This is a genomic window from Methanobrevibacter sp. V14, assembly GCF_963082475.1.
Classification (GTDB): domain Archaea; phylum Methanobacteriota; class Methanobacteria; order Methanobacteriales; family Methanobacteriaceae; genus Methanocatella.
The window spans coordinates 300,913-326,683 of the sequence record NZ_CAUJAM010000007.1 but is presented as its reverse complement, the minus strand read 5'-3'; the positions used below and the strand labels follow the sequence as shown (position 1 = coordinate 326,683).

Annotated in this window: 24 protein-coding genes and 1 pseudogene; 12 read left to right on the top strand and 13 right to left on the bottom strand. The window is 31.5% G+C overall.

Going from position 1 to position 25,771, the window contains the following annotated elements; all coding sequences use genetic code 11:
* Positions 1-27 precede the first annotated feature (27 nt).
* The 3 genes and pseudogenes from Q9968_RS05615 to Q9968_RS05605 all read right to left on the bottom strand — a co-directional run bounded on the left by Q9968_RS05615 (position 28) and on the right by Q9968_RS05605 (position 2,834).
* Positions 28-276: a UPF0147 family protein gene (locus tag Q9968_RS05615; RefSeq protein WP_305514298.1), complete on the bottom strand. Its 249-nt coding sequence runs from the start codon at positions 274-276 to the stop codon at positions 28-30.
* Positions 277-590: 314 nt separating this feature from the next.
* On the bottom strand, positions 591-1,163 hold the full coding sequence (locus Q9968_RS05610; protein ID WP_305514296.1) for a class II aldolase/adducin family protein: 573 nt from the start codon (positions 1,161-1,163) through the stop codon (positions 591-593).
* 10 nt (positions 1,164-1,173) lie between these two features.
* Positions 1,174-2,834 (bottom strand): annotated as a pseudogene (locus tag Q9968_RS05605) (DNA-directed DNA polymerase II small subunit).
* A gap of 158 nt (positions 2,835-2,992) precedes the next feature.
* On the opposite strand from Q9968_RS05605, the gene Q9968_RS05600 reads away from it, so the two are divergent.
* Genes Q9968_RS05600 through Q9968_RS05585 form a run of 4 tightly spaced genes read left to right on the top strand, consistent with a single transcriptional unit; the run spans position 2,993 to position 6,483 of the window.
* Positions 2,993-3,490 carry a hypothetical protein gene (locus tag Q9968_RS05600; protein WP_305514294.1) on the top strand — a complete coding sequence of 166 codons (498 nt, stop codon included), beginning with the start codon at positions 2,993-2,995 and terminating at the stop codon, positions 3,488-3,490.
* Positions 3,491-3,497: 7 nt separating this feature from the next.
* Positions 3,498-4,571 carry a precorrin-3B C(17)-methyltransferase gene (cobJ, locus tag Q9968_RS05595; protein WP_305514292.1) on the top strand — a complete coding sequence of 358 codons (1,074 nt, stop codon included), beginning with the start codon at positions 3,498-3,500 and terminating at the stop codon, positions 4,569-4,571.
* A gap of 11 nt (positions 4,572-4,582) precedes the next feature.
* Complete coding sequence (locus Q9968_RS05590) at positions 4,583-5,182, top strand: potassium channel family protein (RefSeq protein WP_305514290.1); 600 nt, start codon at positions 4,583-4,585, stop codon at positions 5,180-5,182.
* Between the two features lie 32 nt (positions 5,183-5,214).
* Positions 5,215-6,483, top strand: coding sequence for a magnesium transporter (locus Q9968_RS05585; protein ID WP_305514289.1), 1,269 nt, complete (start codon positions 5,215-5,217; stop codon positions 6,481-6,483).
* A 2-nt stretch (positions 6,484-6,485) separates the two neighbouring features.
* On the opposite strand, the gene Q9968_RS05580 is transcribed toward Q9968_RS05585, so the two are convergent.
* Together Q9968_RS05580 and Q9968_RS05575 are read right to left on the bottom strand one after the other, a co-directional pair.
* Entirely contained in the window at positions 6,486-7,337 is an 852-nt protein-coding gene (locus Q9968_RS05580; protein ID WP_305514287.1) for a hypothetical protein, read from the bottom strand.
* On the bottom strand, positions 7,324-8,277 hold the full coding sequence (locus Q9968_RS05575; RefSeq protein ID WP_305514285.1) for a hypothetical protein: 954 nt from the start codon (positions 8,275-8,277) through the stop codon (positions 7,324-7,326). Before Q9968_RS05575 ends, Q9968_RS05580 begins: the two co-directional genes overlap by 14 nt.
* A gap of 171 nt (positions 8,278-8,448) precedes the next feature.
* On the opposite strand from Q9968_RS05575, the gene Q9968_RS05570 reads away from it, so the two are divergent.
* From Q9968_RS05570 to Q9968_RS05545, 6 genes are all read left to right on the top strand, one after another.
* A complete protein-coding gene (locus Q9968_RS05570) occupies positions 8,449-8,847 on the top strand; it encodes a Zn-ribbon domain-containing OB-fold protein (protein ID WP_305514283.1) in 399 nt (132 codons plus the stop codon).
* The gene (gene cfbA / locus Q9968_RS05565) at positions 8,819-9,730 is read left to right on the top strand and encodes a sirohydrochlorin nickelochelatase (RefSeq protein WP_305514281.1); all 912 of its coding nucleotides are present in this window, start codon (positions 8,819-8,821) and stop codon (positions 9,728-9,730) included. Before Q9968_RS05570 ends, cfbA (Q9968_RS05565) begins: the two co-directional genes overlap by 29 nt.
* A gap of 96 nt (positions 9,731-9,826) precedes the next feature.
* A complete protein-coding gene (gene cfbA, locus Q9968_RS05560; RefSeq protein ID WP_305514279.1) occupies positions 9,827-10,315 on the top strand; it encodes a sirohydrochlorin nickelochelatase in 489 nt (162 codons plus the stop codon).
* A 53-nt stretch (positions 10,316-10,368) separates the two neighbouring features.
* The gene (gene thiL, locus Q9968_RS05555) at positions 10,369-11,292 is read left to right on the top strand and encodes a thiamine-phosphate kinase (protein WP_305514277.1); all 924 of its coding nucleotides are present in this window, start codon (positions 10,369-10,371) and stop codon (positions 11,290-11,292) included.
* Entirely contained in the window at positions 11,279-12,151 is an 873-nt protein-coding gene (gene amrS / locus Q9968_RS05550; protein ID WP_305514275.1) for an AmmeMemoRadiSam system radical SAM enzyme, read from the top strand. The genes thiL and amrS overlap by 14 nt, the downstream gene beginning before the upstream one ends.
* A 249-nt stretch (positions 12,152-12,400) precedes the next feature.
* Positions 12,401-13,015 carry a hypothetical protein gene (locus Q9968_RS05545; RefSeq protein ID WP_305514273.1) on the top strand — a complete coding sequence of 205 codons (615 nt, stop codon included), beginning with the start codon at positions 12,401-12,403 and terminating at the stop codon, positions 13,013-13,015.
* Positions 13,016-13,500: 485 nt separating this feature from the next.
* Here the strand turns inward: Q9968_RS05545 and Q9968_RS05540 are convergent, their stop codons facing one another.
* From Q9968_RS05540 to Q9968_RS05530, 3 genes are read right to left on the bottom strand one after another with little or no spacing between them, the layout of a single operon-like run.
* Positions 13,501-14,757, bottom strand: a complete 1,257-nt coding sequence (locus Q9968_RS05540; RefSeq protein WP_305514271.1) for a UbiD family decarboxylase — start codon at positions 14,755-14,757, stop codon at positions 13,501-13,503.
* Between the two features lie 7 nt (positions 14,758-14,764).
* Positions 14,765-15,790, bottom strand: a complete 1,026-nt coding sequence (gene purE / locus Q9968_RS05535) for a 5-(carboxyamino)imidazole ribonucleotide mutase (RefSeq protein WP_305514269.1) — start codon at positions 15,788-15,790, stop codon at positions 14,765-14,767.
* Positions 15,791-15,847: 57 nt separating this feature from the next.
* The gene (locus Q9968_RS05530) at positions 15,848-17,995 is read right to left on the bottom strand and encodes a Tex family protein (RefSeq protein ID WP_305514267.1); all 2,148 of its coding nucleotides are present in this window, start codon (positions 17,993-17,995) and stop codon (positions 15,848-15,850) included.
* 147 nt (positions 17,996-18,142) lie between these two features.
* Here Q9968_RS05530 and Q9968_RS05525 point away from each other — a divergent pair, with 147 nt between their 5' ends.
* Positions 18,143-19,837, top strand: a complete 1,695-nt coding sequence (locus tag Q9968_RS05525) for a glycosyltransferase (RefSeq protein ID WP_305514265.1) — start codon at positions 18,143-18,145, stop codon at positions 19,835-19,837.
* Between the two features lie 36 nt (positions 19,838-19,873).
* Here Q9968_RS05525 and mmp11 read toward each other — a convergent pair whose 3' ends face one another.
* The 5 genes from mmp11 to hacA all read right to left on the bottom strand — a co-directional run bounded on the left by mmp11 (position 19,874) and on the right by hacA (position 24,082).
* Positions 19,874-20,812, bottom strand: a complete 939-nt coding sequence (gene mmp11 / locus Q9968_RS05520; protein WP_305514264.1) for a methanogenesis marker protein 11 — start codon at positions 20,810-20,812, stop codon at positions 19,874-19,876.
* A 7-nt stretch (positions 20,813-20,819) separates the two neighbouring features.
* Positions 20,820-21,236 carry a 6,7-dimethyl-8-ribityllumazine synthase gene (gene ribH / locus Q9968_RS05515; protein ID WP_305514262.1) on the bottom strand — a complete coding sequence of 139 codons (417 nt, stop codon included), beginning with the start codon at positions 21,234-21,236 and terminating at the stop codon, positions 20,820-20,822.
* Between the two features lie 138 nt (positions 21,237-21,374).
* Positions 21,375-22,379, bottom strand: coding sequence for an isocitrate/isopropylmalate family dehydrogenase (locus Q9968_RS05510; RefSeq protein ID WP_305514260.1), 1,005 nt, complete (start codon positions 22,377-22,379; stop codon positions 21,375-21,377).
* Positions 22,351-22,833 (bottom strand): 3-isopropylmalate dehydratase small subunit, encoded by a 483-nt coding sequence (locus tag Q9968_RS05505; protein ID WP_305514258.1) that lies wholly within the window; start codon positions 22,831-22,833, stop codon positions 22,351-22,353. Before Q9968_RS05505 ends, Q9968_RS05510 begins: the two co-directional genes overlap by 29 nt.
* A 4-nt stretch (positions 22,834-22,837) precedes the next feature.
* On the bottom strand, positions 22,838-24,082 hold the full coding sequence (hacA, locus tag Q9968_RS05500) for a homoaconitase large subunit (protein WP_305514256.1): 1,245 nt from the start codon (positions 24,080-24,082) through the stop codon (positions 22,838-22,840).
* 433 nt (positions 24,083-24,515) lie between these two features.
* Between hacA and Q9968_RS05495 the strand changes: the two genes are divergently transcribed.
* Positions 24,516-25,748, top strand: coding sequence for a DUF2264 domain-containing protein (locus tag Q9968_RS05495; RefSeq protein ID WP_305514254.1), 1,233 nt, complete (start codon positions 24,516-24,518; stop codon positions 25,746-25,748).
* Positions 25,749-25,771 lie beyond the last annotated feature (23 nt).

Below are 25,771 nucleotides of genomic sequence, written 5' to 3'. Positions count from 1 at the left end.
AATAATAAAAAAATAGTAAAAAGTAAATTAGATAGCTTCTAATTTAGATAAAACTTCCCAAATTAAAGTTCTGGCATGTACTGGAATGTTAGGATCATTACTAATCTCATCTAATTTTCCTAAAACAGTACTAATTTTTACGGACTGATCTTGCTTTTTATCGTTTAATAAATCACAAGACTGATTCGCTGCCTCTCTAATATTGCGAGGAACAGTGTTATTACCTGCAATATATTTAAGAATTTCACATACTTCGTCAACTGATTCATTACTCATTATACTCCCTCCAAAATATAATATTTAAAATAAGTAAAATAACTAGTAGATAAATATTTGTTCGTAATATATTTAAATACTTTGTGGTGTTGTATTTATTTTACATTTTTAGAAAAATATATATTAAAATAAATTGAACTATTATACATGTCAGATATAAGTAAAACTACAATAAATTTACCTAAAGATTTAAAAAAGAATTGAAAAAATTAGCAATTGATGAAGATACTTCATTATCAGGATTAATCATTAAAATGATTAAAGAAGGATTAGAAAGTAGAAATAAATCAGATGTAATTTCAGAAGAGAATTAATTAAATCTCTTCAGCTGAATTCAACATCAATGTAATAAATTGAGTTTTTGCGGTCTCTTCAACAAAAACTGCAAGTAACATAGCTTCTTTTAATTGATCGCTTACACAAATCACACCATGATTTTTTAGAAGCAATACATCTCCATTGCCAAGTCCTTCACAGGCATTTATTGCAAGTTCCTTACTTCCAGGTTTTTCATATTCAATTGATGGTAAATATGGTTTTTTTATTTCTCCAAAACCTTCTAATCTTTTGAGCTTTTTATCTGAAAAAGCAAAGCCAGTTGCATATGGAGAATGTGTATGTACAATAGCATTAACGTCAGGTCTTTTTTTATAGATTTCTAAGTGCATATCAACTTCAGAAGAAGGGCATCCTTTTGTTAATGCTTCACCATCCATATTAACTAATACAATATCCTCTTCTTTTAATTCAGATAACGATTTTAAAGTAGGGGTTATTCCAATTACATTTCCAAACCTTGCACTAATGTTTCCAGATTTACCGGAAACTAGTCCTTTATCATAAACATTTTTTGAAACACTAATAATCTCAGCAACATTTTTTTCCATTAAATAACCTCTATACAAATTTGAAATGTCTATATTTTCCTTTATGAAGGATTGGAACTTGAGCAGGAGTAGGTTCAATATTATAAATTTTTTGGAATTCAGTTTGAGTCTGAAACGTACCTGAATTGATTAAATGAACACCTTTGAATTTTTTATAACTGTTAACGTGAACGTGACCTGTATGGAACACATCTGGCACTTCATCTATTACGAGATAATCTTCAAGTTCTGAAGCAAGGGGAGTACGTTCACCATATAACGGTGCTAGATGTCTTTTCAATAGTAATTCTTTCATTATCTCATCATTTTTCTCATATGTGAAATCTTTAACAGCCATCACCATGTCATCAAAACTACGTCCATGGTAAATTAATACATTAATTCCATCTAGGGACACGACACCGGGATTAGAAATAAATTCCACATTATCAAGTTCATATAATGCTTTTGCATATTCTTCAGGAACAGCAGGCTGTGGTTCAGCTACTCTTGATGCATCGTGGTTTCCAGGAGCAATAATTATTTTAATATCATTTCTAACATTACCTAAAAACCTTGCAGCTTCATTATATTGTTCCATAATATCTTTAATTGCAAGTTCTTTATCTTGATTTGGATATACACCAATACCATCTACAATATCCCCACCAATTACAAGATATTTAACACTTTCAGCAACTCTTCTCTGTTCTTCATCTCCAAAATCACAGTTAATCCAATCAATAAATCTTTGAAACGCATCTTCAAGGAATGTTAGGCTTCCAATGTGAACGTCAGATAAAAACACGATGCTGAAATCCATTTTTTTGTCTGGAACTTTTAAAACACCGGGATTAATGATTTCTTGACCAAAAGCAAAGTGCGGATCATCACTTTTATTTGCAATAACTCCAACAACTTCATCTTTGACAAGCTTTTCAGCTTCTCTGAACAGTTCATCGTTTTTATTTGAAAACAAAACGGAAATTTCACCAGTATCATCTTCAAATTCGACGATTTTATGACCATTTTTACTGGATCTAATTTCTCTGACCATCAATATCAAACTTAAGCTCTGTTGTGAATCGTCAATATCATTAATTTTAGTATAATTCCTGAGTTCTGGTCTTTTTGATAAGATATTGGCCAGTTTTTCATATCTACTTTTAAAGTAAGAAATTAAGTTTTCAAGTTCACCACTAGTATATGATTTTTTACTTGTATCTTGGATGATTTTAAAATCATATTTAACATCGGTTTTTTGTTCATTTCTTTTAAATTTAATTTTAGTATCCTTAATAGTTTCAGAAGCTTCTAGAATCTCTTTATTAACATGTTTTTCTGGTTTATCATTTTCTTTTTTAAGATTTTCAATTGAAATGGGCTTTTTAACTTCTGTTTTGCCGGATTTAATCTTTGTTATTTGTGGTGTCTCATCAACTGTTTTTTTAACATTAATTAAAGTTTCTTGATTATCTTTTTTAGAAGTAGTTTTATTTTCTGTTAGTTCATCGACAGTTTCACCACTAACGGAAACCAAGTCTTTTGATGTGAATCTATCACTTTTTAATTTAACTATTAAATTAGATGCAAAATCTATAGGGTTTTCTGCATTAATGACCTTATCATATGCTTCAGGTGATAGGTTTATTCCTTTTTTGCAAACTTTAATAGAATTTTATTAGTTGACATATTGATAAAAATTTTATTTTTCTATGTTAATAAACTTTGAGAATTTAGGATTACAATTTTAATTTGACCTTATGATTTGGGTTATATTTATTATCTATTAAAAATATAATTTAGCATATTATAATATTCTATATTTAGAAATTCAGTTTGTGATAAAAATGGCGAATAAAATACTTAAAATTATTTTAATTGTAGTGTTATTTGTTGTATTTTTTGAATTAGGTCTTTTTAGTTCCTATACTATTGTTACAGCTGAAGCTCCAAACATTCATGGGTTAATTGATATGCAGGTCACTAAAATCCAAGAGATTTTTAACCCTGAAAAAGTTAATAATGCTTTAATTAAAGATCCAACACCTGTAAACATTACAAATAAAAAGGATGTTGCACAGAAAATGGAAGAGCTATCGAAAGTAGACGGAGTTAATGTTGATTCAATGAATATTACAACCTATGATGATACGGATAATAGTAATTTAACCGTGAATATTGAAGCTTTAGGTTATGCTTCACCAAATTCAACTTCAGGACAAATTGTGATTAGCCAGGATCCATCATATAAAGTAATAGCAACAGCCAACGCTGCATATAAAGATACAGGTTTAAAAGTTGAAGAAGATACTTTAACAATTACCTCTGTTTTAAAATTGTACTAGTGATATTATGATTAATGTAATAGGGATTGGTCAAAATAGAGAAAACATGACATTAGGTGCCCTAAAAGCTATTGAAGAATCTGATGTTATCGTTGGTTATAAGAAATATATTAACCAAATAGAAGATTTAATTGAAGGTAAAGAAATAGTTAAAAAAGGAATGGGTGACGAAATAGCAAGAGCTGAGTTTGCAATTAAAAAAAGTAAAGAAGGCCAAACCGTTTCATTAATTAGCTCTGGAGATCCGGGGGTCTTTGGAATGGCTAATGTATTATATCAAATATTAAGTAAATATGATGATGTTGATATTAAGGTTTATGCAGGAGTATCTGCACTAAATTATGCATCAAGCCATTTAGGCGCTCCATTAAATGATTTTGCAGCAATAAGTTTGAGTAATATTTTAACTCCATTATCTGAAATAGAAAAGAAGTTAAGATATGCACTTGAAGCAAATTTAATTGTTGCAATTTATAATCCAATAAGTAAAACACGTAAAGAACCATTTAGAAGGTTTAAACAGTGTGTTTTAGATGTTAAAGGGGAGAATTCATTAATTGGTATTATAGATAGTACTTTTGAACCTCCTAAAACAACTATTGTTAAAATTAAAGATTTAACTGAAGACATTGTTAATATGTCTTGTACTTTAATTGTTGGAAATGATCTTACGTATGTTCAGGATGATAAGTTAGTAACACCTAGAGGATATGTAATTAGGTCTAAAATACATCCGCTATCACAGAATCATTATGAAAAATTTTTAAATGGTGAAATAGTACATGGACCAAACAGAGAATGTGAATTTTATCCATGTCACTTTGAGGGTCAATATTGTGATTTCTGTTATTGTCCGTTTTATCCATGTGGAGATTCTTCAACCGGTGGGGAATGGATTAAAGGCAAAGGGGTATGGAACTGCAAAGATTGCCTTTGGTTACATACTCAAAAAGCAGTTGAATGTTTAAGAGAACCTTTAGAAAGCATTCTTGAAAATGTTGAAGATTTAAAAACAAAGAAAAAAATTTTATTAAAGATTAGACGAGCATGTTTATTAAACAATAATCCAAAGGATTTTTAAGGGGTATTTAATTGTCAATTAAAAATTTATTAATAGAAATGAAAAATATGTCGGAGTTAATGGTTGACTTAGCTTACTCAGCAGTTTTATTTAATAGCAAAGCAGCCGCTGAAGAGGTATTAGCTTTAGAAAATGAAGTTAACTCCATGAATTATGAAATTAAAAAAGAGTCGTTAGTAGCGGCAAGGTCTTATGAAGATGCAGAAAAGTTAACTGCACTTCTTGAGATTGCAGAAGCCGCTGAAAGTATTGCAAATGCGGCTAAAGATTTAGCTGATTTAGTAATCACTGGGTTTAAACCACATCCAGTATTTAAAAGAGTCATGGAGGAATCTGATAAAAGTATTGTTAGAGTAACAATAAATGATGATTCTGATTTAGCCAATAATACATTAGGTGATTTATTATTGGTTAATCGTACTGGTATGCGAGTAATTGCAATTAGAAGAGGCACATCATGGATTTATGGACCTGATAAACATACCACATTACTTGCAAGTGATACATTAATTTTAAAGGGAACAGATGAAGGTGCAGATTTACTTGAAAAATTAGCTGCAGGAACATGTTCTCTTGAAGATATTTCAGAAGAATTAGATGATGAAATTTAAAAGAGTTGATAATATGATAGGTAGTGATAATTGTGAAAAAAAGACAGCAGAAGAAGATTCGCAGTTCACTATCTGTACTTTCAACATTTCCTGATTTTCTCAAAGAACACGAATCAATTATAAAAGAAAGTCTCATAGCTCTGTTAATTTGTGCTATAGGAGATTTAATCGCCGGTATTATACTTGGTAAAATGACTTTTTTCCTTGAAACATTTCCAGGACTTTTAGTAATAATTCCTGGAGCCATCGGCATGAGAGGAAATATTTTTGGTTCATTTGCTTCAAGATTATCAAGCAATCTTCACATCGGCATAATATCACCAAAATTTGAGTTTTCACAAGACTTAAATTATAATATATTCTCATCCTTTGTTTTAACATTAGTGCTGTCTTTATTTTTAGGCATTATAGCAAAAATATTGTGTGTTTTATTACATCAACCTTCAATGGATCTAATTGATTTTATATTGATTAGTATTGTTGCAGGCATAATTTCAAATTTGATTATGCTTCCAATTACCATGTTTGTTTCATTTAAAAGTTTTGAACATGGCTGGGATCCAGACAATATAACAAGTCCAATTATTGCAGCATTCGGCGATTTATTTACCCTTCCAGCTATAATTTTATCTGTATTTATTTTAAATTTTATTAGCTTCAATTTCATTGTTAAAGATGTTATTCTTATTATACTATTAATAGCAATCGTTGTTAGTTTTATTCATTGCTATAAACTATCTTATGAAACTAATGCAATTTTAAAACAATCCACTCCTGTTTTGCTTTTGTGTTCCTTTTTAGGAGGGGCAGCAGGAGGGATTTTAAACTTAGCGGTCGAAACATTATTAACTAATCCTAGCTTATTAACATTAGTTCCATTGTTTTCAGGTGAAAGTGGAAGTTTAATAAGTATTTTAGGAGCTAGATTATCTTCCGGTCTTCATTCAGGTTTAATTGAACCGTTAAGAAAACCGGAAGGGGAGTCTATTCATAATTTCATAATCAGTTTGATTTTAGCAGTTATTATCTTTCCGGTAATTGGTCTTTTAGCTGAAGCCTCTTCTTATGCTTTAGGTGTTGTAGGTGTTGGATTTGATAAACTGGTTGAAATATCAACATCATCTGGAGTTATTTTAGTAAGTATCATCATTCTCATTGTTTATTATGTGTCAGTTACATCTTACAATAATAATTTAGATCCTGATAATATTGTAATTCCAATTTCAACCAGCATAACCGATTCAATTTCTAGTTTAATATTGATTAGCATGTCTTTACTTTTTTTAGGGGTTTTAGTTTAATTTTAATACCATGCCCTTAAAACAAATTGACAGTCATTTGTTCTAAAGTAGTCATATTCTAAAAAGTCTTTATTGAAGTCTTTTGGAACAGAAACAAGCAATGCTCTAGGTTTTGCTTTATCTAGATGAATGAACACAACAGCACTTGTATCATCATAAAATTCTATTTTGTCATTTAAGTATATTGTGTCGCTTATTGCTTTACTCCAATATTGTTCTTTAACAACCCTTGTTGAGCCAATAATATAGGATAAATCATATTTTTCAGTGTTATCAATTAATAAGTAGTAATCTGAATTTTTAAGATTGCCTTTAAATACTTTAAAGTAATTACAGCTGTGTTTATCCTGATTGTGATGTTTGTTGCATTTTCCTTCATTTTGAAAATCTTTTAAAACATAACTTTTGTAAAAGTCGCATTTCACTAGTCTTGAAAGTAAAAAAACATCATCACTTTCGTCTAACTCCCCAATTTTTACACTTGAAACAGTACTCTCTTTTTGAATCAGTTCCATTGACGTGTGGATTTTGGAATTAAATAACTTGTCATATACTAACTTGTTATAATCATTTCCAAGAGCTATTAATTTTTGATAGCTAACACTATTTGGCACTATTTGGCCGTCAGTATTAACTATTGCAAGACCTGGGGTTCCTTTTCCATAATCATTCCAATTATCGGGCACTCCAGGATTATTAATTAAACTGTCAATAACTTCTGAAGTTAATTTCTCCATATTGTTTATTTCTTGAGCTTTAATAACCTTATCAAGAGAATTTTCAGCAGATGTTAAAATCACGCCAAAGATTAACAAAACCATTATTAAAATTATGCTTATTTCAATAACTTTCATTTCCTCTCAACCCATACTTTTTTCTATGTGAGCTGTCTAAAATCAGACTGTCCCAATCATCAGGATCAATCTTTTTTCCATTATAGTGATCTGCAAAGACCACATGATCTGAACAGGATAATGATTCATTATTTAAAGGAGTATGTGTCTGAATAAATACTTCCATACCATAATGGGGGCATTTGCCTTTACCTTCCAATCTGCATAAATAGCAGCTTCCATCAGCACTTTCATGAAAATATCCACTATCTAGGCAATCTTTCAATACACCGGGATCACCATGATGAACATAAGGATCATAAGGGCATTTTTTTATTATTAATGGTGCCGTTGCTTCAATATAGGATTCTGGAGAGTCAAAGTTATGCAGTAACATATAAGCAGATAGGGCAGTTTTATAATGTATTTTATTGTCATAAGCCATAATACCAGAAGCTATTGTAAGCTTTGCAACAGGCAACGGGTCTCTCAAACCTTCAATTGATGCATTTCTTTCAATAACATGTGAAAACGATTCACAGCCTTTTTTACCATTCAATTTTACTTTAAATAGCACATGCCATGGCGAATCTGTTGGTTCAACCGAAATTGTTTCAGATGATAAGTCAATATCATATTTATCTTTATATTCTTTGTTTTTTTCATCTAAATGTCTGTTTAAGTTCTTTTTAATTTGGTCTTCACTGTTCCATACAGGCAGTCCTTTGTATACTTTTTCGGTTGCTTCAGATATTGATTGACCTGCGAGCACTTCTAAATTCCTTGAATAGTCTTCAATAATATATTTAAAATTATCGTTGGCTTCAGAATTAATGTTTGAGTTTTGAATATAGTTTAATGAGCCAACAACAAAAACACAAATCAATATTAAAGATACAATCAAGATTGCCGTAGTACCTGCAATAATATTGCCTTTTGAGTCGAGTTTCTTTCTTTTCATTTTTAAAAGTTTAGCTAGTAATTTATAAATTAATTTTTGAAGTGTGACTCTATGATTTTACACAATTATGTAATACTTATTTTAAAAATCCCAAAAAAATGTAATAAAAAAAATAGTTTTTTATATTATTGTGAATATACTATACATATTGAAAATTATAGGAGGATTTACATGTCCGATACTGTAAGAACATGGAGACATATACAACAAAGATACAATCTTATAGGTTCCAAATGTAACACCTGTGGTGAATTATTCTTCCCATCTCGTGTAGTTTGTCCTAATTGTAGAAGAAAAGGAGATCTTGAACCTTTCCAATTTTCAGGAAAAGGTAAAATATATACTTATTCTGTTATCAGATCAGCACCAGATGATTTTAAAAAGGCCGCACCATATGCTGTAGCTGTAATCGAACTTGAAGAAGGTGCAAAATTAACTTCACAACTTGTGGATTGTGACGTTGAAAGCTTAGAAATTGGTGACGATGTGGAAATGGTATTCAGAAGAATTAGAGAGGATGGAAAAGACGGAGTTATCTCTTATGGATACAAATTCAAGGTTATCAAATAATACTGCAGTTATTCTTGTAAGTCATGGAAGTACTTTGCCTTATGCCGAAAAGGTATTTGGAGAAATAAAAGAAAAGTTTATCAAAAAATCAGGTCTTGCAACTGAAATTGGATATATGAAAGTATCTGAACCTGCTATTGCAGGGGCTGTAGAAATTCTAAAAGATGAAGTAGATGATTTAAATAAAATCCTTGCGCTACCTGTATTTTTAGCTCCAGGAATTCACACTAATATTGACATTCCACAATTATTAGGTTTAGATCCTTTAGAAGAAGACCCAAGATGTCCTGATGGTAATTATCCGGATGAACATTATTTATCTATTGCAGATGATGTTGATTTTGACGGAGATATTGAGTTATTAGGTTCTATTGGGCCATGCGATGAACTTTTAGATATTATAGATAAAAGAATCAAAGAAGCATTAGCTGAATCTAAGCTAGATGACAGTGCAAAAACTGGTATTTTGCTTGTAACTCATGGGTCTAGATTAAATTATAATAAAGAATTTGCAACGGAATTATATAATAAATTTGAAAAAAATTGTGATGTTCCATCAAGTTTTGGATTTATGGAATTATGTGGTCCTAGCATTCCAGAATCTATCGATAAATTAGTCGATGAAAATGATTTGGAAAGATTAGTCGTTGTTCCAGTATTCATTGCTCCTGGAATGCACACCACTCATGATATTCCACATATCTTAGGCTTTTTAGATGACCATGAGCATGAGCATCATCATCACGACCATGGACACGGTCATGACCACACTCATGATTTAACTCCAGTGGACTTTGATGGTGAAATACTCTATCCGGAACCAATTAAGGCTGATGATATCTTAATTGACATTTTAATTGACATGGTAAATAAAAAATTATAAATTTTCCATATATTTTTTTGAAAAATTTTTTATTCAAGGTAACTTAAGTGAATTTAACTTTAAAATTAATTATTATTGACTAATAGGTGTTAAAATATGTCTGATAAGAAAACAGGAATATTACTTTTAAGTCATGGCTCAAGATTGGACGATGGCGAAGAAGTAATTAAATCGTATAAAGAAATGTATACAGAAGAATTTCCAGATATGCCAGTAGAATATGGATTTATGGAAATCAGAAAACCAGGTATTCCAGAAACTATTAAAAAATTAAGTGAAGAAAACGATTTAGATAAAATCGTTGTTGTACCGGTTTTTGTTGCACATGGACTACATACAAAAAGGGATATTCCGGGGTTGCTGGGTATTGAAAGTGATTTTGATGAAAGTGAAGTCTCTGGTGGTCATCATCATCACCATCATCACCACGATGACCATAATCATAATCACGGACATCATCATCACCACCATGACCATGATGATGAACCGGTTGAATTTGATGGTGAAATCGTATTAACCGACCCTCTTGGAATTGATTCAAGAATGTATGAAATTATAAAAGAGAGAGTTTCAGAACACTTATAGTTCTGAAATTTTTTTAATTATATTTATTTATTTTAAAATTTATACTAATATTCATGACTCTCAAAGTCTCTGATATTGGTGAAAAGGAATTGGTAAGATATATTATTGCCAATTCAAAATATATTACTCCCGATGACACAGCCATTACTGAATTTAGTTCTACAAATATAATTTCAACTTGTGACATGCTGATTCAGTCAAGACACTTCCCAAAAAACATATCTTATTTTGACATGGGATTTAAGGCAGTCACAGTTAATGTAAGTGATCTTGCAGCCATGGGAGCAGAACCATTAGGTTTTTTACTTGCAATAGCTCTTCCAAAGGATTTAACAATTGACTCTTTTAAAGAAATAATTGACGGTGTCTTGAAAGCTTGTGAATATTATCATATTCCATTAATCGGCGGGGATACTAATGAAGCATCTGAAATTATCATAACTGGAACTGCCTTAGGCCTAACCGATAAGCCATTAATGAAGGATACTTACAATAAAGGTGATTTAATAGCCATCACAGGCAGCATAGGTCTTGCAGCTCTTGGTTTTGAATTAGATTCTTTAGATAATATTTACTCTAAAAAAGCTCTAAATCCTAAAGCCAGAATTAATGAAGGTTTGGTTTTAAAGGATTTTGCCACATCTGCAACTGATATAACTGATGGGCTTGCAAGTGAATTATATGAGATAAAAAAAGATAATTTCGGATTCATGATTTATGAAGACATGTTGAATATCACCGAGGAGTTCAAATCACTGTCTTGCAATTTAAATTTAGATTACTTGGACTTAATTTTACACGTTGGTGAAGACTTTGAGCTATTGTTCACCATTTCAAAAGATAATTTAGAAAAATTACCAATTGATTGTTTGGTCATTGGTGAGGTAACTGATTCTGATGTTGTAGAACTTACTTTAGAAAACGGTTTTGTTGAAAGGATTAAAAATAAAGGCTATGAACATTATGTTAGTGAGTAGGGAATTGTACAAAAAGAGTTCTAAAACTCAAAAGATTCGATGTGAAATTTGTGCAAATTACTGTAAAATTGCTGAAGGTAATGTGGGAATATGCCGTCAATACAAAAATATTAATGGCGAGTTATTTGATGAGTCTTATGGTATTGTTTCATCACTTTCATCGGATCCTGTTGAAAAAAAGCCTTTAAACAAATTTTTACCTGGAACATTTACATATTCGATAGGTGGATTTGGGTGCAATATGGCCTGTCTGCACTGTCAGAACTATCTTATTTCACAAGAATATGATAAATTGTCCATGGGCATTGAAATAACACCAGAAGCGATTGTGGAAAATGCAATTAATTATAATTGCAAGTCAATTTCTTGGACCTATAATGAACCTACTATACACTTACCTTTTTCTAAAAAAACCTCTATTTTAGCAAAACATAAAGGTTTAAAAGTTATCTATGTAAGTAATGGATATTATTCAGCAAAATCCCTTGATGAGGTTTTGGGATTTGTTGATGCATTCAATATAGACCTGAAATCCATGTCTAAAAAGTTTTATAAAAAAATATGCAGTGCAGATTTAGATGTTGTCTTAGAGAATATAGAAAGAATATATCAAGATGGAAAACATTTGGAAATTACAAATCTTATTATTGATGGTTATAATGATTCCACCCAAGAGATTGAAAAATTATGTGATTTCATTGTAAATAATCTGGGTTCAGATGTTCCACTACATTTTTCAAGAGCTTTTCCTTATTATAAAATGTTAAATATTACTCCTACTAATCCTGACACATTGTTTAAAGCTCGTGAAATTGCATTTGATAAAGGAATCATGAATGTTTATTTAGGAAATATTTAATATTATTAATAAGGCACTTTCAAAAACTTGTTTGATTTAAATATTTGCAAGTTTTTTATTAAAAACTTTTTCTTAATATTTGGAGTTATTTTTATAATTTAAAGCTAATTAATCAGTTATTTTGAAAAATTTAAATGAATAGATTAATCGAAAAATTAGTTATCACACAAGTTTTTGAAAGAGTCATTAATAATCATATAATTAAATACTTATATAAGCTATTATAAAAAACATATAAAGGTGTTAATAATGATAAAGAAAATAATAATATTTCTTGTAATATTCAGTTTAGCTGTCGGCATTGTTTCAGCTACAAATGATATAAATGATACCGTATCTAGCGCTGATGAAGATGTTGTCGCTGGTGTTGATGATGAACCTTTAAGTGCTGGTGTTGATGAGAATTATTCATTGTCCAATGCTGAGGATGAACCTTTAAGCACTAATGCTGAAAATAATAGTTCACCAGATACTTCAAATAAATTAGCAGTAAACATGGAAAATAATGCTCCTGTTTTATTAACAAATAAAAACACATTATCTTCTACAGGTGTGGATACTTCAAATACAGTTCAGAAAACAACATCTTGGACTAAAGTTACCATATTGAAATTTAAAATTAAAACTAAATGGTTTAAAAACAAATATAAGAAAAAGCTAAATAAAATATCAAAAAAAATGAAGAAAAAAATGAAGAAAAACCTGATAAAAATACTAAAAAAATATGCTAAAAAGGGATGGCATTATAATAATGTATTTTATAAGTACCGTATAGGAAGTTATAAGACCTCTTATAAATTTTATGTTTCACTTTACAGGATTCAAGTTTATAACTGGGTTACTGGTGAAAGTTATTATGAATAAATAACTTATAATCTCTTAGGATTTTTTTAAATCCTAATCTTTTTTTAATCTGCGAATGTGTTAAATTTACTTGTTTTAAATTTTAGTCATAATTTTTCAATTTTTGAGTTAATTTTCTTGCTTTAATTTCATACAATCTATATTATTCATAATTTTAAAAAATAGGGATTAAATTCTCTATTATACACGTTTAATGCTTGTTTTTTAATTCAATATAAAATTTCAAATATAAAATAGAATATTTATATTTAAGGGCAATACTGTAAAATTAAAGTAAAAATAAGAAAAAATCACTAAATATTTCCATAAATTCTATTTTCTGATTATCATTATACTTTATTTAAATAATAGATTCCTGCTTTTATTTTGATTATATTTTAATAATCTTAATAATTATACTAGCTATTTTTAATTAAATTAATCCATAATCATAAGTCGAGTTAAATATTTATGTAGATTAATAACAATAAATAAAAAAAGTTAGTTTATTCTCCAAAACTAACTCTTTCAAATTTTTCCAATGTTTTAAGTGATTTGGTAGCATCTACTCCAATTTTAGTAGTTGTACCATCACTTTCAGCTACAGGATCAAGGGATGAACCACGTACATTAGGGACAATAATGATATCATGGTCACCTTTTACACGTGTAGCTATTGCATATTCAACATCTTCAGCATCAAATACATCAACATCAGCATCTACAACAGTGCAATGTTTAAGTGAAGGGTGAGCAGATAACGCTGCCATAATGGCATTTTTACCATCACCTTCAGTTTGTTTATTAATGGATACAACTGCATGTAACCAACAACATCCACCTTCAGTTAAAACAACATTTTCAACTGTTGGAACTGCATTTTTAACGGCTTTATATATTCTTGGCTCTTGCGGGAGACCTTGCAATAATTTATGTTCAAATCCGGCTGGAACAATAGCATGATAGCATGGATTTTCTTTTTTAATATGCATTTTGCTTAAATTAATTATTGGTTGGTCACGGATACTGTCATAAGTATCGGTTAAATCAACAAATGGTCCTTCAGCAATAGTTTCACTTACAGATATTTTACCTTCAAGGATAATGTCTGCTTGAGGAAGTTTTAAATCCCCACATTTGATTAATTCAAGCTCCCCATTTTTAAATGCATTTGCAACATCCATTTCATCATAATCAATAGGAATGGAAGTAGTACTTGCCAGTAAACTTGCAGGATCCATTCCAATAGCTATTGCAATATCTAAATCTTTTCCTACTTTTTGAGCATTTTGGAAGTAAGTATAAAGATTTCTTGGTACAATCCTAATGACTAATCTTTTATTGTCAAGCACCATCATGCGGTGGATTGAAGCATTTTGAATACCAGTTACAGGGTCACGTGCAAATACAACGCCGGCAGTAATGTACTCTCCGCCGTCACGTTTATAATGAGTTAAAATAGGTATTTTATCTAAATTAATATCTAAAGTGTCATATTCGGAAAAATCAGTGAATTTATCCACTTTTATAGGTTTTTCCATTGCATCAATAATTTTTTCAGTAATTTCAGATACTTCACAATTAATAGATTCAGCTATTTTGTCACGAGTATTGCAGATTCCTGAAATAACCGGCATGTCAAATCCTTTAACATTTTTAATAATAACTGTGTCTTTAGGATATTCTCTTAGGACTTTAGAAATTTCATATTCGCTTGAAAGCTCTTCTGTAATTTCAATAATATTTTCATCTTCAATGTTCATATTATCACTAAAATGTAATTTTTTTATCTTTTAATTTATCTAATAAATCTACAATTTCCGGATTATCAATAGATAATATTTCACCAGCTAACACTCCAGCATTCTTACCGTTATTAATACCTACAGTTGCAACAGGAACTCCTGGCGGCATGTTAACGGTTGTTAGCATATAATTGTCTCCGTCTTCATTAGTACATGGAACACCAATTACCGGTCTTGCAGTAAGCCCTACGATTCCTCCGGTAACCTGTGATGAGTTAGAACTAATTCCAATGAAAATTTTAGCTTTTTTCATTGATTTAACATAATTGATGAATTTTCGAGTAGATCTGATTGGACAGACTACTTTGGTATCATGAGTAATTTTAAGTCTGTCTAATATTTTTGTAACGTTTTTAGCAGTTCCCAAATCAGTTTGCCTTCCAACAATGATTGCTACTTCTGCATCTTTGTTTTTACAGCAGCCGCCCTCATTTTCGTCGACTTCAGCTTTATTTATTTCAATATTTTTAATTCTTAGGAAGTCATTGTTGATATAAGGTCTGTCAATTGATTGAATAATCCTTTCATTGCTATCTATTACTTTTTTAGCATATTCCTTTCTTAAACTAATAACTTTTTGATGGACTTCTTCATCATGAAGACCAATAAATTGGGCTGCAAGTATTGCTGCATTGTCTCCTCTATCAATTCCAACAGTGGCAATTGGGGATGGATAAGGCATTTGAACAATTGATTCTAATGCATCTATACCATTTGTTTTAACATCTACTGGCACACCAATAACTGGTCTTGGTGTATAGGCAGCAATTGAACCTGGTAAGTGGGCGGCCAGTCCTGCAATTCCAATAAATACTTCAATTCCCGCATCAGTACCTTTCATTACAATTGACTGAACTAAATTGGGAGTCCTATGTGCTGATGCAATCTTTAAGCTGTATGATATTTCCAACTTGTCTAAAATATCCATGGCCTTTTCTGCAATAGCAATATCCGATCCACTTCCAAGAATAATCATTATTTTTGGTGTCATATAAAAATCCTCTCTTAAAAAAATTTGTTCAGTTTAAGGTATTGATTTTAATATATATTAAACTATCATTGAAAGATTAATTCTATTTCTCTGGGTATCTATTTCGATAACTTTCACATCAACAATATCTCCAACGCTGACGATATCAAGAGGATGTTTAACAAACTTATCAGCCACCAATTGTGAAATATGAACTAATCCATCTTGATGAACGCCAATATCAACAAATGCTCCAAAATCAACAATGTTTCTAACTGTTCCCTGCATTATCATTTCTTCTTCTAAATCATCAATCGACATTACATTTTTTCTCAAAATAGGTTTCGGCATTTCCTCACGGGGGTCACGGCCAGGTTTTTTAAGTTCGTGAATAATGTTTTTTAGGCTTTCAGCTCCAAGGCCCAGCTCTTTAGATAATTTATCAATGTCAATATTATCTAATTTTAGAGAATTGGTGCCAATGTCTGTTATTGAGTAATTCACCTTGTCTAATAATTTAAATGTGGCGTCATATGATTCGGGATGTATTGTGGTATTGTCGAGAGGATAGTTTGGATTGTCAATTTTAACAAAACCTGCACATTGTTCAAAAGTTTTCTTTCCAAGTTTTTCCACATTTAAAAGTTCTTTTCTGTTTTCAAAACTACCATGTTCTTCACGATATCTAATAATGTTTTTAGCTGTAGTGGCACCTATTCCTGATACATAATTTAATAAGCTTACAGAAGCAGTGTTAAGGTCAACTCCAACTTCATTCACCACCTTTTCGACAACACCAGTTAAAGATTCAGATAACACTTTTTGATTCATATCATGCTGATATTGGCCCACGCCAATTGATTTGGGGTCGATTTTAACAAGTTCAGCTAATGGGTCTTGAAGTCTTCTTGCAATTGAAACTGCACTTCTCTCACCTTCTGTAAAATCTGGAAATTCTTCATCTGCAAGTTTTGAAGCCGAATACACTGATGCACCAGCTTCATTAACAATAATGTATTCGACAGTTGTGTTTCTGATAATTTGAGCTACTATTTCTTCAGACTCTCTTGAAGCAGTTCCATTTCCAATAGCTATAACATTAATTTCATACTTTTCAATTAAGCTTCGAACAGTTTTAATTGATTCTTTAACTTTATTTTGTGGTGCGGTTGGATAAATTAAGCTAGTATCAAGCACCTTGCCTGTTTCATCAACAATTGCAAGTTTACAGCCTGTTTTAAAAGCAGGATCCCAACCAAGAATTGTTTTACCGACTAACGGACTTTCCATTAATAATTGATTAAGGTTTTTTGCAAATACCCTAATTGATTTTTCTTCAGCTTTCTCGGTTAAAAACTTTCTAATTTCTCTCTCGATAGTGGGTGAAATTAAACGTTTATAAGCATCACGAACTGATTCTTTAATAATTGGGGTAGTGTAGTTATTGTATTCGACTTTTTCAGGTATTTTTGAGATATTTTTCAACATATGTCTGTTTAAATATTTTATAATTTCATCGCTGCTGCAGGTAATTTTTGCCCTGATAATTCCTTCATTTTCCCCTCGGTTAATAGCCAGTATTCTATGTGGGGGTATTTTTTTAACAGCTTCCGAATAATCGTAATAAATATCATACTCTGTTGAAACTTCACAGTTCTTTGCCTTTGTTTCAATCTGGCCTGTGTAGAATGTATTTTGACGGATTTTTTTTCTGAATGTGGAATTGTCTGAAACGATTTCTGCAATAATGTCTTGTGCACCTTCAATAGCTTCTTCAGGAGTTTTCACTTCATTTGTGACATATTTTTTAGCTATTTTTTCAATACTTTCTTTGGCGTTTTGTTTTAGAATAATTTGTGCAAGGGGTTCTAAGCCTTTATCACGTGCTTTGGTTGCTTTTGTTTGTTTTTTACTTTTAAAAGGCCTGTAAATATCTTCAAGCTCAACTTGTGTTTCGGCTTTCATGATTTGAGTTTTCAAATCCTCATTTAGCTTACCTATTTCATCAATTCTTTTAATGATTTTTTCTTTTCTATTTTCTAGATTACGTAAATATTTAAGCCTTTCATCAAATTTTCTTAAAGTTTCATCGTTAAGTGAACCGGTAACATCTTTTCTATACCTTGCAATGAAGGGTATTGTGTTTCCTTCATCAATTAATTTGATTACTTTTTTAACCTGCCAATTATCTAAGTTTAATTCTTTTTGGAGTGTTTTAACAATCATTAAATTCAACCTAAAATTATCTTTTTTCTTTTTAATTCAATATTATTGATTATCAATTAATAATTTTTTGTTTAGTTTAATAATAACATTTATAACTATTTAAACTAAAAAAATATTAATGTAAAAATTAAAAATGGTGAATTTATATTGTCTTGGTTTTTAGTAATTATTGTATTTTTACTGGCTGGTTTAAAAACTGAAAAAGCTAATGAATATCAAAAAGTTTCAGTAATCATTCCCGCTTTTAATGAAGAGGATACTGTGGCTCAGGTTGTTGGGGTTGTTAAGAAAGTATCATTTGTTGATGAAATCATCGTTGTTAATGATGGATCTTCGGATAATACCGAAGCTGAAGCTATTAAAGCAGGTGCTCGTGTAATCTCTCATGAATTTAATAAAGGTAAAGGGGAGGCATTACACACAGGTTATAAAGAAGTTGAATGTGATATTATTGCATTTATTGATGCAGATATTTATAATTTAACTTCCAGTAAAGTAGAAGCAATGATTAAACCAATTTTAAGCGGTAAAACAGATATTACAAAAACCAAATTTTCACGTGCTAGTGGACGTGTAACTGAGCTTACAGCAAAACCGCTTTTAAACTTTTTCTTCCCGGAAATTTCATTTGAACAGCCGTTAAGCGGTCAGTTTGCAGCACGTAAAGAGATATTAAAAAAGATTAATTTCGAAAAAGATTATGGTGTGGATGTAGGTATTGTTATTGATGCTGATGTATTAGGTATTTCCATAACTGAAGTAGATATTGGTGCAATTGAGCATGACATGTCTTCACTTTCTGATTTGAATTTAATGGCTAATGAAGTTGTAAGAACAATTATAAACCGTGCTAATAAGTATGGTAGGGTTGTGATGATTGATGATATTGGATATTATATTAGAATGTCTATTGTCGGATTGTCATTGGTCATTCTAGGTTTATTCACCATATTTTTCGTAAAATTAATTCCATTAACTGTGGGAATAATGATTTCGCTAATCGGTCTTATAATGGCAATTTATTATATTATTAAGGTTGTTATAAAATCAATTGTAATGTTTAAAAAGATTCCGCGAGGGAATTTATTGAGATCTTTTATTAAAATTCATTTTCCAATGATTATATCCATCATTGTTTTGCTTTTAATGATTTCGACATTTCTTGGTGCAGCACACTTTGAAAATGGAGTATTATCAATTGAGCCCAACTCAAGAAATTTAATAATCTATGCTGATGATACGCCAAATGACAATTCTATTTCTGTAAGGGGTCCCTATAAAATCGATGCAGCTATTGAAGGCGAATCTGACCAAATCAGAATGCCTGCTGATGCAATGATGACGCTTGGTATTAATATAAATGACACGATCTTCATATCTGGCGAACCATATATGATAAATGAAACAAGATATGGTGAATCAGATGTATTGAGATTGCCAAAAGAAGTTCAAAAAGATTTAGAACTTGAACCTAAGGATGTTATTCAAAACAGTCGTTTAAAAGAGATTTTTGAGGAGGCTAGTGTTAGTCATAGTTATAGGCATAATGATTCTACCGCATTTAAGGAAAAATTCACTATATCTTCAAGAAATAAAAATGCGTCTGTTTATGAAGTATTCTTGGATAATGTGTCTGTTGCTAATTCAACAGGAATTTTTAAAAACGAATCTAGTTATGATATTTCTGTAAATGGCGAATTTTATACTTCCTTTGACTTTAAAGAGAATTCTAATAAAACATTTTCATATGAAGGGCATGACGTTTCAATATTCTTTAAGGATACAAATTCAACTTCTATAAAGCGTTTTGTCAGCCAAAATTTCATTGACTTTAATTTATAAAAAATAAAATAAGCGTATCTGCAAACTATGCAGATATTATTTTTTGTCATAGGCTTTTACAGCCTCTTCAACATCATCATAAAGACCAAGAGCTGCAAGAGCGCCAACTTTTCCTTGTTCGCCTGTAACTGCAATTAATGGAATATTTAATTCTTCTGCAACACTTTCTGCAGTTTCAATATCCATCATTCCGGATTTTGTAGCGATAGAATATTTTCTTAATTTTTCAGGAATATCTAAACCTTCTAAGATGGCTATTGCGGTTTTATCAGATAAAGTATCTCTTTTAAGGATTTCAATAATTCTATCAATTAATTCTTGTTTTTTTAATGATTCGACAGCAAAACTAAGAGCAATTGATACGCAATTTTGAGTTTTATGGGGGTTATGAGGATATAATTGAACGATAATATGATCTAAGTATTCAAATCCTTCATTTGCAAGTTCAACCCCTAAATTATGAGCCATTGTCCAAGTAGCACCTGCATCTTTGGTATCGGTATCATCGATACCAATAACTACCTTTTCAAGTTTAGGTGTTACAACAGTCGCTCTTCCAACTTTTGAGCCTCCACCAACTTCAAGAAGCTCAATATATTTAACACCTTCACCCATTCCCCTACACATTCCAGCTCCAACACCTGCTCCTGCAAGACCGGCATGTGTAATTTTGACTTCATCTCCATCAATAACAATCTCATCAATTCCAGCAGCATTAAAGCTAGCTTTCAAATCAAGCGGAGCACAGCCGGCATGGCATTTGTAAACATGCTTGTTTCCATCACGATAGGTTGAGTCAATTAACTTGGAATTATTTTTATATTGATGTAATAACCAATGTGACCCTGAAATACATGGATGGTACTCTATGAGTTCTACTTTATCTCCATCTACCATAGTTAATACTTTTTTGTATGGTGCAATCCATGGGTCATTGAATTTCTCTTTTAATTCCTTAGGTTTTAATATTTCCATTTAATCACTAGATTTCTTTTAATCTGTCGCACATTTTGATAGCTGCTTCAACAGCGCTTTTCGCGTTTTTAACACGTCTGTGAGCATCCATTCTAGTCATACCGGGACCGGTAATACCAAGTGCTACTGGAGTATCATATTCTAAAGCCAAATCCGCTATTTTACGGGAAGCATGCTGTGCTACTATTTGATCATGGTCAGTTGCACCTTCAATCACGGCACCAAGAGTGATAATTGCATCGTATTCATCTTTTTGTAATAATTTTTTAATTACAAGAGGCATATCAAATACGCCTGGAACTGCAATTACTTTAGTAATTTCACAGTCTCTGTTTTTCGCTTCCGCTTTTGCAAGTTCTAACATCATTTGTGTAATATCATAATTAAATTCCGCAACTACTGCTGCGATTTCATATTTTACCATATTTATCAATCCTTTATTTTATGCAAATATAATGAGTAAAAATCCTGCCACCCCACTTATTACCATAATAAATATGATAAAAAGTGCTGCAAATTGTATTTTAGTTAATTTTTTGAAATTCATATTTTCTTTTCTCCTTTATAAATTATTTTTAACTTCAAGGGCTATTTCAGTGGTGGTAGCCAAACCACCCAAATCACCAGTTAAAGTATTTGCATTCTTTAGTACTTTTAATATTGCAGCTTCAAATTTATTCGCCGATTCATTTTCACCTAAATATCTAAGCATCATAATGGCTGAAAGCATCATAGCTATTGGATTGGCTATGTTTTTGCCTGCAATATCCGGTGCCGAACCATGAACAGGTTCAAATAATGCGCCATCTTCACCAATATTTGCTGATGGAATCAAACCAAGTCCTCCAACAAGACCGGCTCCTTCATCAGATAAAATATCTCCAAAAAGATTGGTGGTTACAATAACTTCAAAACTTTCTGGTTGGGTGATAAGATACATTGCAGTTGCATCCACGTAAAAGTCCTCGGTTGCAATATCAGGATAGTCTTTTGCAACTTCATAGAAAACTTTTTTAAACAATCCATCAGTTTTTTTCAATACATTAGCTTTATGAACAGCCGTAACCTTTGTTTTATTATTGTTTTTAGCATATTCAAATGCATATTCAATAATACGTTTTTCAGCTTTTTTCGTGATAATGCGTCTCGCAATCGCTCCATCGTCAGTATAGGACTCTTCATCAGCAATATATACTCCTTCAGTATTTTCACGCACAATCATAAAGTCAATATCATCAAATAATGAGTTAGTATTGAGATAAGATTTAACCGGCCTTAAATTAGCAAACAGTTTCATTTCTTGGCGTATTTTAACAATAACGTCTGCTGCAGTTTCACCGGCAGCGCCAAATAAACAAGCATCAGCATCCATAATCAAATCTAAAGTTTCACTAGGCAGTGCTGTTCCAGTCTTTTCGAGGCATTCATCTCCTGCGTCACCATAAACATATTTAAAATCAATATCCAATCCGTTTAATACATCCAATGTTGCTTCCATTACCTCTTTGCCGATTCCATCTCCTGGAATTACTGCAATTTTATAACTGTTTGTTTTTGAGGTACTCAATTAAACCACCTTGATTTAGTATTTCTAACATGAATGGAGGTAATTTTTTAAATTCAATGATTTTTCCATTCTGGGATGTGATTGTAGCATTTTCCATATCCACGATAATTTCCTCTTCATTTTCAATAGCTTCACTAATTCCTGGAGCCTCTAAAAGAGGAACTCCAACATTTGTAGCATTTCTGTAAAATATTCTTGCAAAAGACTCGGCTATTACAGCAGCCACTCCAACTCCTTTAAGGGCTATTGGAGCATGTTCACGTGATGAACCACATCCAAAATTCTTACCTGCAACGATAAAGTCACCTTTTGAACATTTTTTATCAAAATTCGAATCCAAACCTTCCATACAATGTTTGGCCAGGGTTTTTTCATCTGTATAAATTAGATATCTCCCAGGAACAATTATGTCAGTATCTATGTCGTTTCCAAATTTCCAAGCTTTTCCTTTCACAATCTCACTCCGGTGCTACAATTTTTCCTTCAATAGCTGAAGCGGCAGCAACCGCTGCTGAAGACAGGTAAACTTCTCCTTCAGGTGAACCCTGTCTTCCTTTAAAGTTTCTGTTGGATGTAGAGAGACTTACCTCGCCAGGTCCAATTATTCCAGTGTGCCCTCCAAGACACGGACCACAACAAGGAGCAGATACAAGAGCTCCAGATTCAACAAATATTTTAAGCAATCCTTCATCTAATGCTTTAGTATAGACTTCTTTTGATGCTGGAATAACTAACATTCTAGTTCCGTTAGCTATTCTGTTTCCCTTTAGGATTTTTGCAGCATCTCTTAAATCGCTAAGTCTACCGTTAGTGCATGAACCTAAAAATACTTGGTCGATTTCTATGTCAACCTCACTGATCGGTTTTACATTATCAACATTGTGAGGACAAGCAATTTGAGGTTCTAAATCATTAACATCAATATCAATTATATTAAGAGATGGGGAGTCTGAATCAGTTTTAAATACTTTATATGGTTTATTGGAACGTTTTTCAACATAATCAATGCTTTTTTTATCAGGTTCTACTAAACCGGTTTTCCCACCCATTTCAATAGCCATGTTACATAAAACCATTCTATCTGAAATGCTCATATTTGAGATTGTTTCACCAGCAAATTCGCATGCTTTATAAGTAGATCCATCGGCGCCCATTTTGCTGATAATATGTAAGATGACATCTTTAGCATAAACATTGTCTTTCAATTCGCCGGTAATGTTAAACCTATTAGTTTCAGGAACTTTAAACCATAAATTACCTTCAGCAAACACCATCGCCATATCAGTCGAACCAACGCCTGTTGCAAATGCGCCTAAAGCACCATGGGTACATGTATGCGAATCAGCACCTACAATGACTTCTCCGGGCACGACATGGCCAAGTTCAGGCAGTATTTGATGACAAACTCCTGCATTAACATCATAAAAATGTTCAATGTTGTGTTTTTTTACAAAGTCTCTCATTAAAATATGGTTATTAGCAGAATCTATGGAATCGGCTGGGACTTGATGATCAAAAGGTATAACAATTTTTGATGAATCCCATACTTTTTTAACTCCAATTTTTTCAAATGATTGAACAGAAAGAGGGCCAGTTAAATCGTGGGTCATTGCAACATCAATATTTGCTATAATTATATCTCCAGCTTCCACGTTTTCTTTTTTAGAAGCTCTAGCTAATATTTTTTCAGACATAGTTGGCATATATCAAACCTCTTAATAATGGTAGATGTATTTGTTTAACAAGATATATAAATTCTTTTTAATGTTTGCAGGTTTTGCCAATTTAGTTGAGATTTTATTTTTTTCATCAGGTTATTTTTTCAGTGGTGGATTTTATTGAATGCCATTTGATGTTATGTGTTGAATTATTGAAAATAGAATCTATTATTTTTTTAAAGCTTTTACAGAATCATGAAATTTATTCGCTGATGGATGACATAAATGAAAATTGGACAATACCAACCCCATATAGAAAATTAAATAACCAATGCGGCACCAGAAGTACATAAAAAGAAATTCCAATCCATGATAGGCATATTTATCAACGCACTACTTCATTAACTCCTGATATTGAAAAAAGTAATCGGGAGCCAACATATTTACAGTCTCCAAAGTGACAGATTGTTTATATATAATGTTTAACAATATATTACTCATGAGCAACTCATTTTTTAAAAGATTTAAAAAAGAAGAAAAACCTCATATAATGGAGGAAGAACTTCCTGTTTGGGAAGATAGGATTTTTTGGGTTTCAACATTACAAAAAATAGCATATCCCATTTTAGATAACTTATCTAAAGGCACACTTAGAAAAAACATGCCTTATGAATCAAATGATATGGAAGGACAAAAATTTACATATCTTGAAGCGTTTGCCCGTGTATTTAATGGGATTGCACCGTGGTTAGAATTGGGTGTTGACAATTCCGATGAGGGAAAAACACGTGAAAAATACATTAAATTAGCATTAAAATCGATTTCAAATGCTGTTAATCCAAATAGTGATGATTATATTTTTGTCGTAGAACCTAAACAATCTTTAGTTGAGGTTGCTTTATTTGCTCAAGGATTGCTTAGAGCTAAAAATCAAATTTGGCTTAATTTACCAATGGATATTCAAGCAAGAATTATCCGTGAACTTAAAAATACTAGGATTTTAGCACCTTATGAGAATTATTGGCTATTATATACATCAATGATTGAAGCAGCACTTTTGGAATTCACAGGTGAATGCGATAAAGAAAGATTGGTCTATGCTATTTCTAAATTTAGAGACGATTTCTATCTTGGAGATGCAATATACTCTGAAGGTAAAGAATTTGAGGTAAATTATCTAAATAGTTTAGTTATTCATCCAATGCTTAATGATATTTTAACTGTTATGAGAAAATACGGTCTTCAGGAAGGTGAACTTTTAGATGTTCAATTAATGAGGTCTTCTAGATTAGCTTCACAATTAGAAAGAATGATTTCTCCTGAAGGAACTTATCCAATTGTTGGAAAGTCCCTGGCTTATCGTTGCGGTGTTTTTCACTTACTTTCACAGGCGGCATTATTAAAAATATTGCCAAGAAACATCACGCCCGGACAAGTTAGAAGTGGACTTACAAAAGTATTGCAAAAACAATTTTCAGGCAATCAAAATTTCAACTCTAATGGATGGTTAATTTGTGGATTTAATGGTTCACAACTTGAATTTTGTGAAAATAATATTGGAACTGGTAGTATTTATCTATGTTGTACAGTATTCTTGCCTTTAGGTTTGAATGCTGATGATGTATTTTGGAGCGCACCTTATGAAGAATGGAGTAGTCTAAAAGCATGGAGTGGCTATCAAATAGAAACCGACCAACCAATTAATTTTTGATTTCAGTTCCAATTTGGAACTTT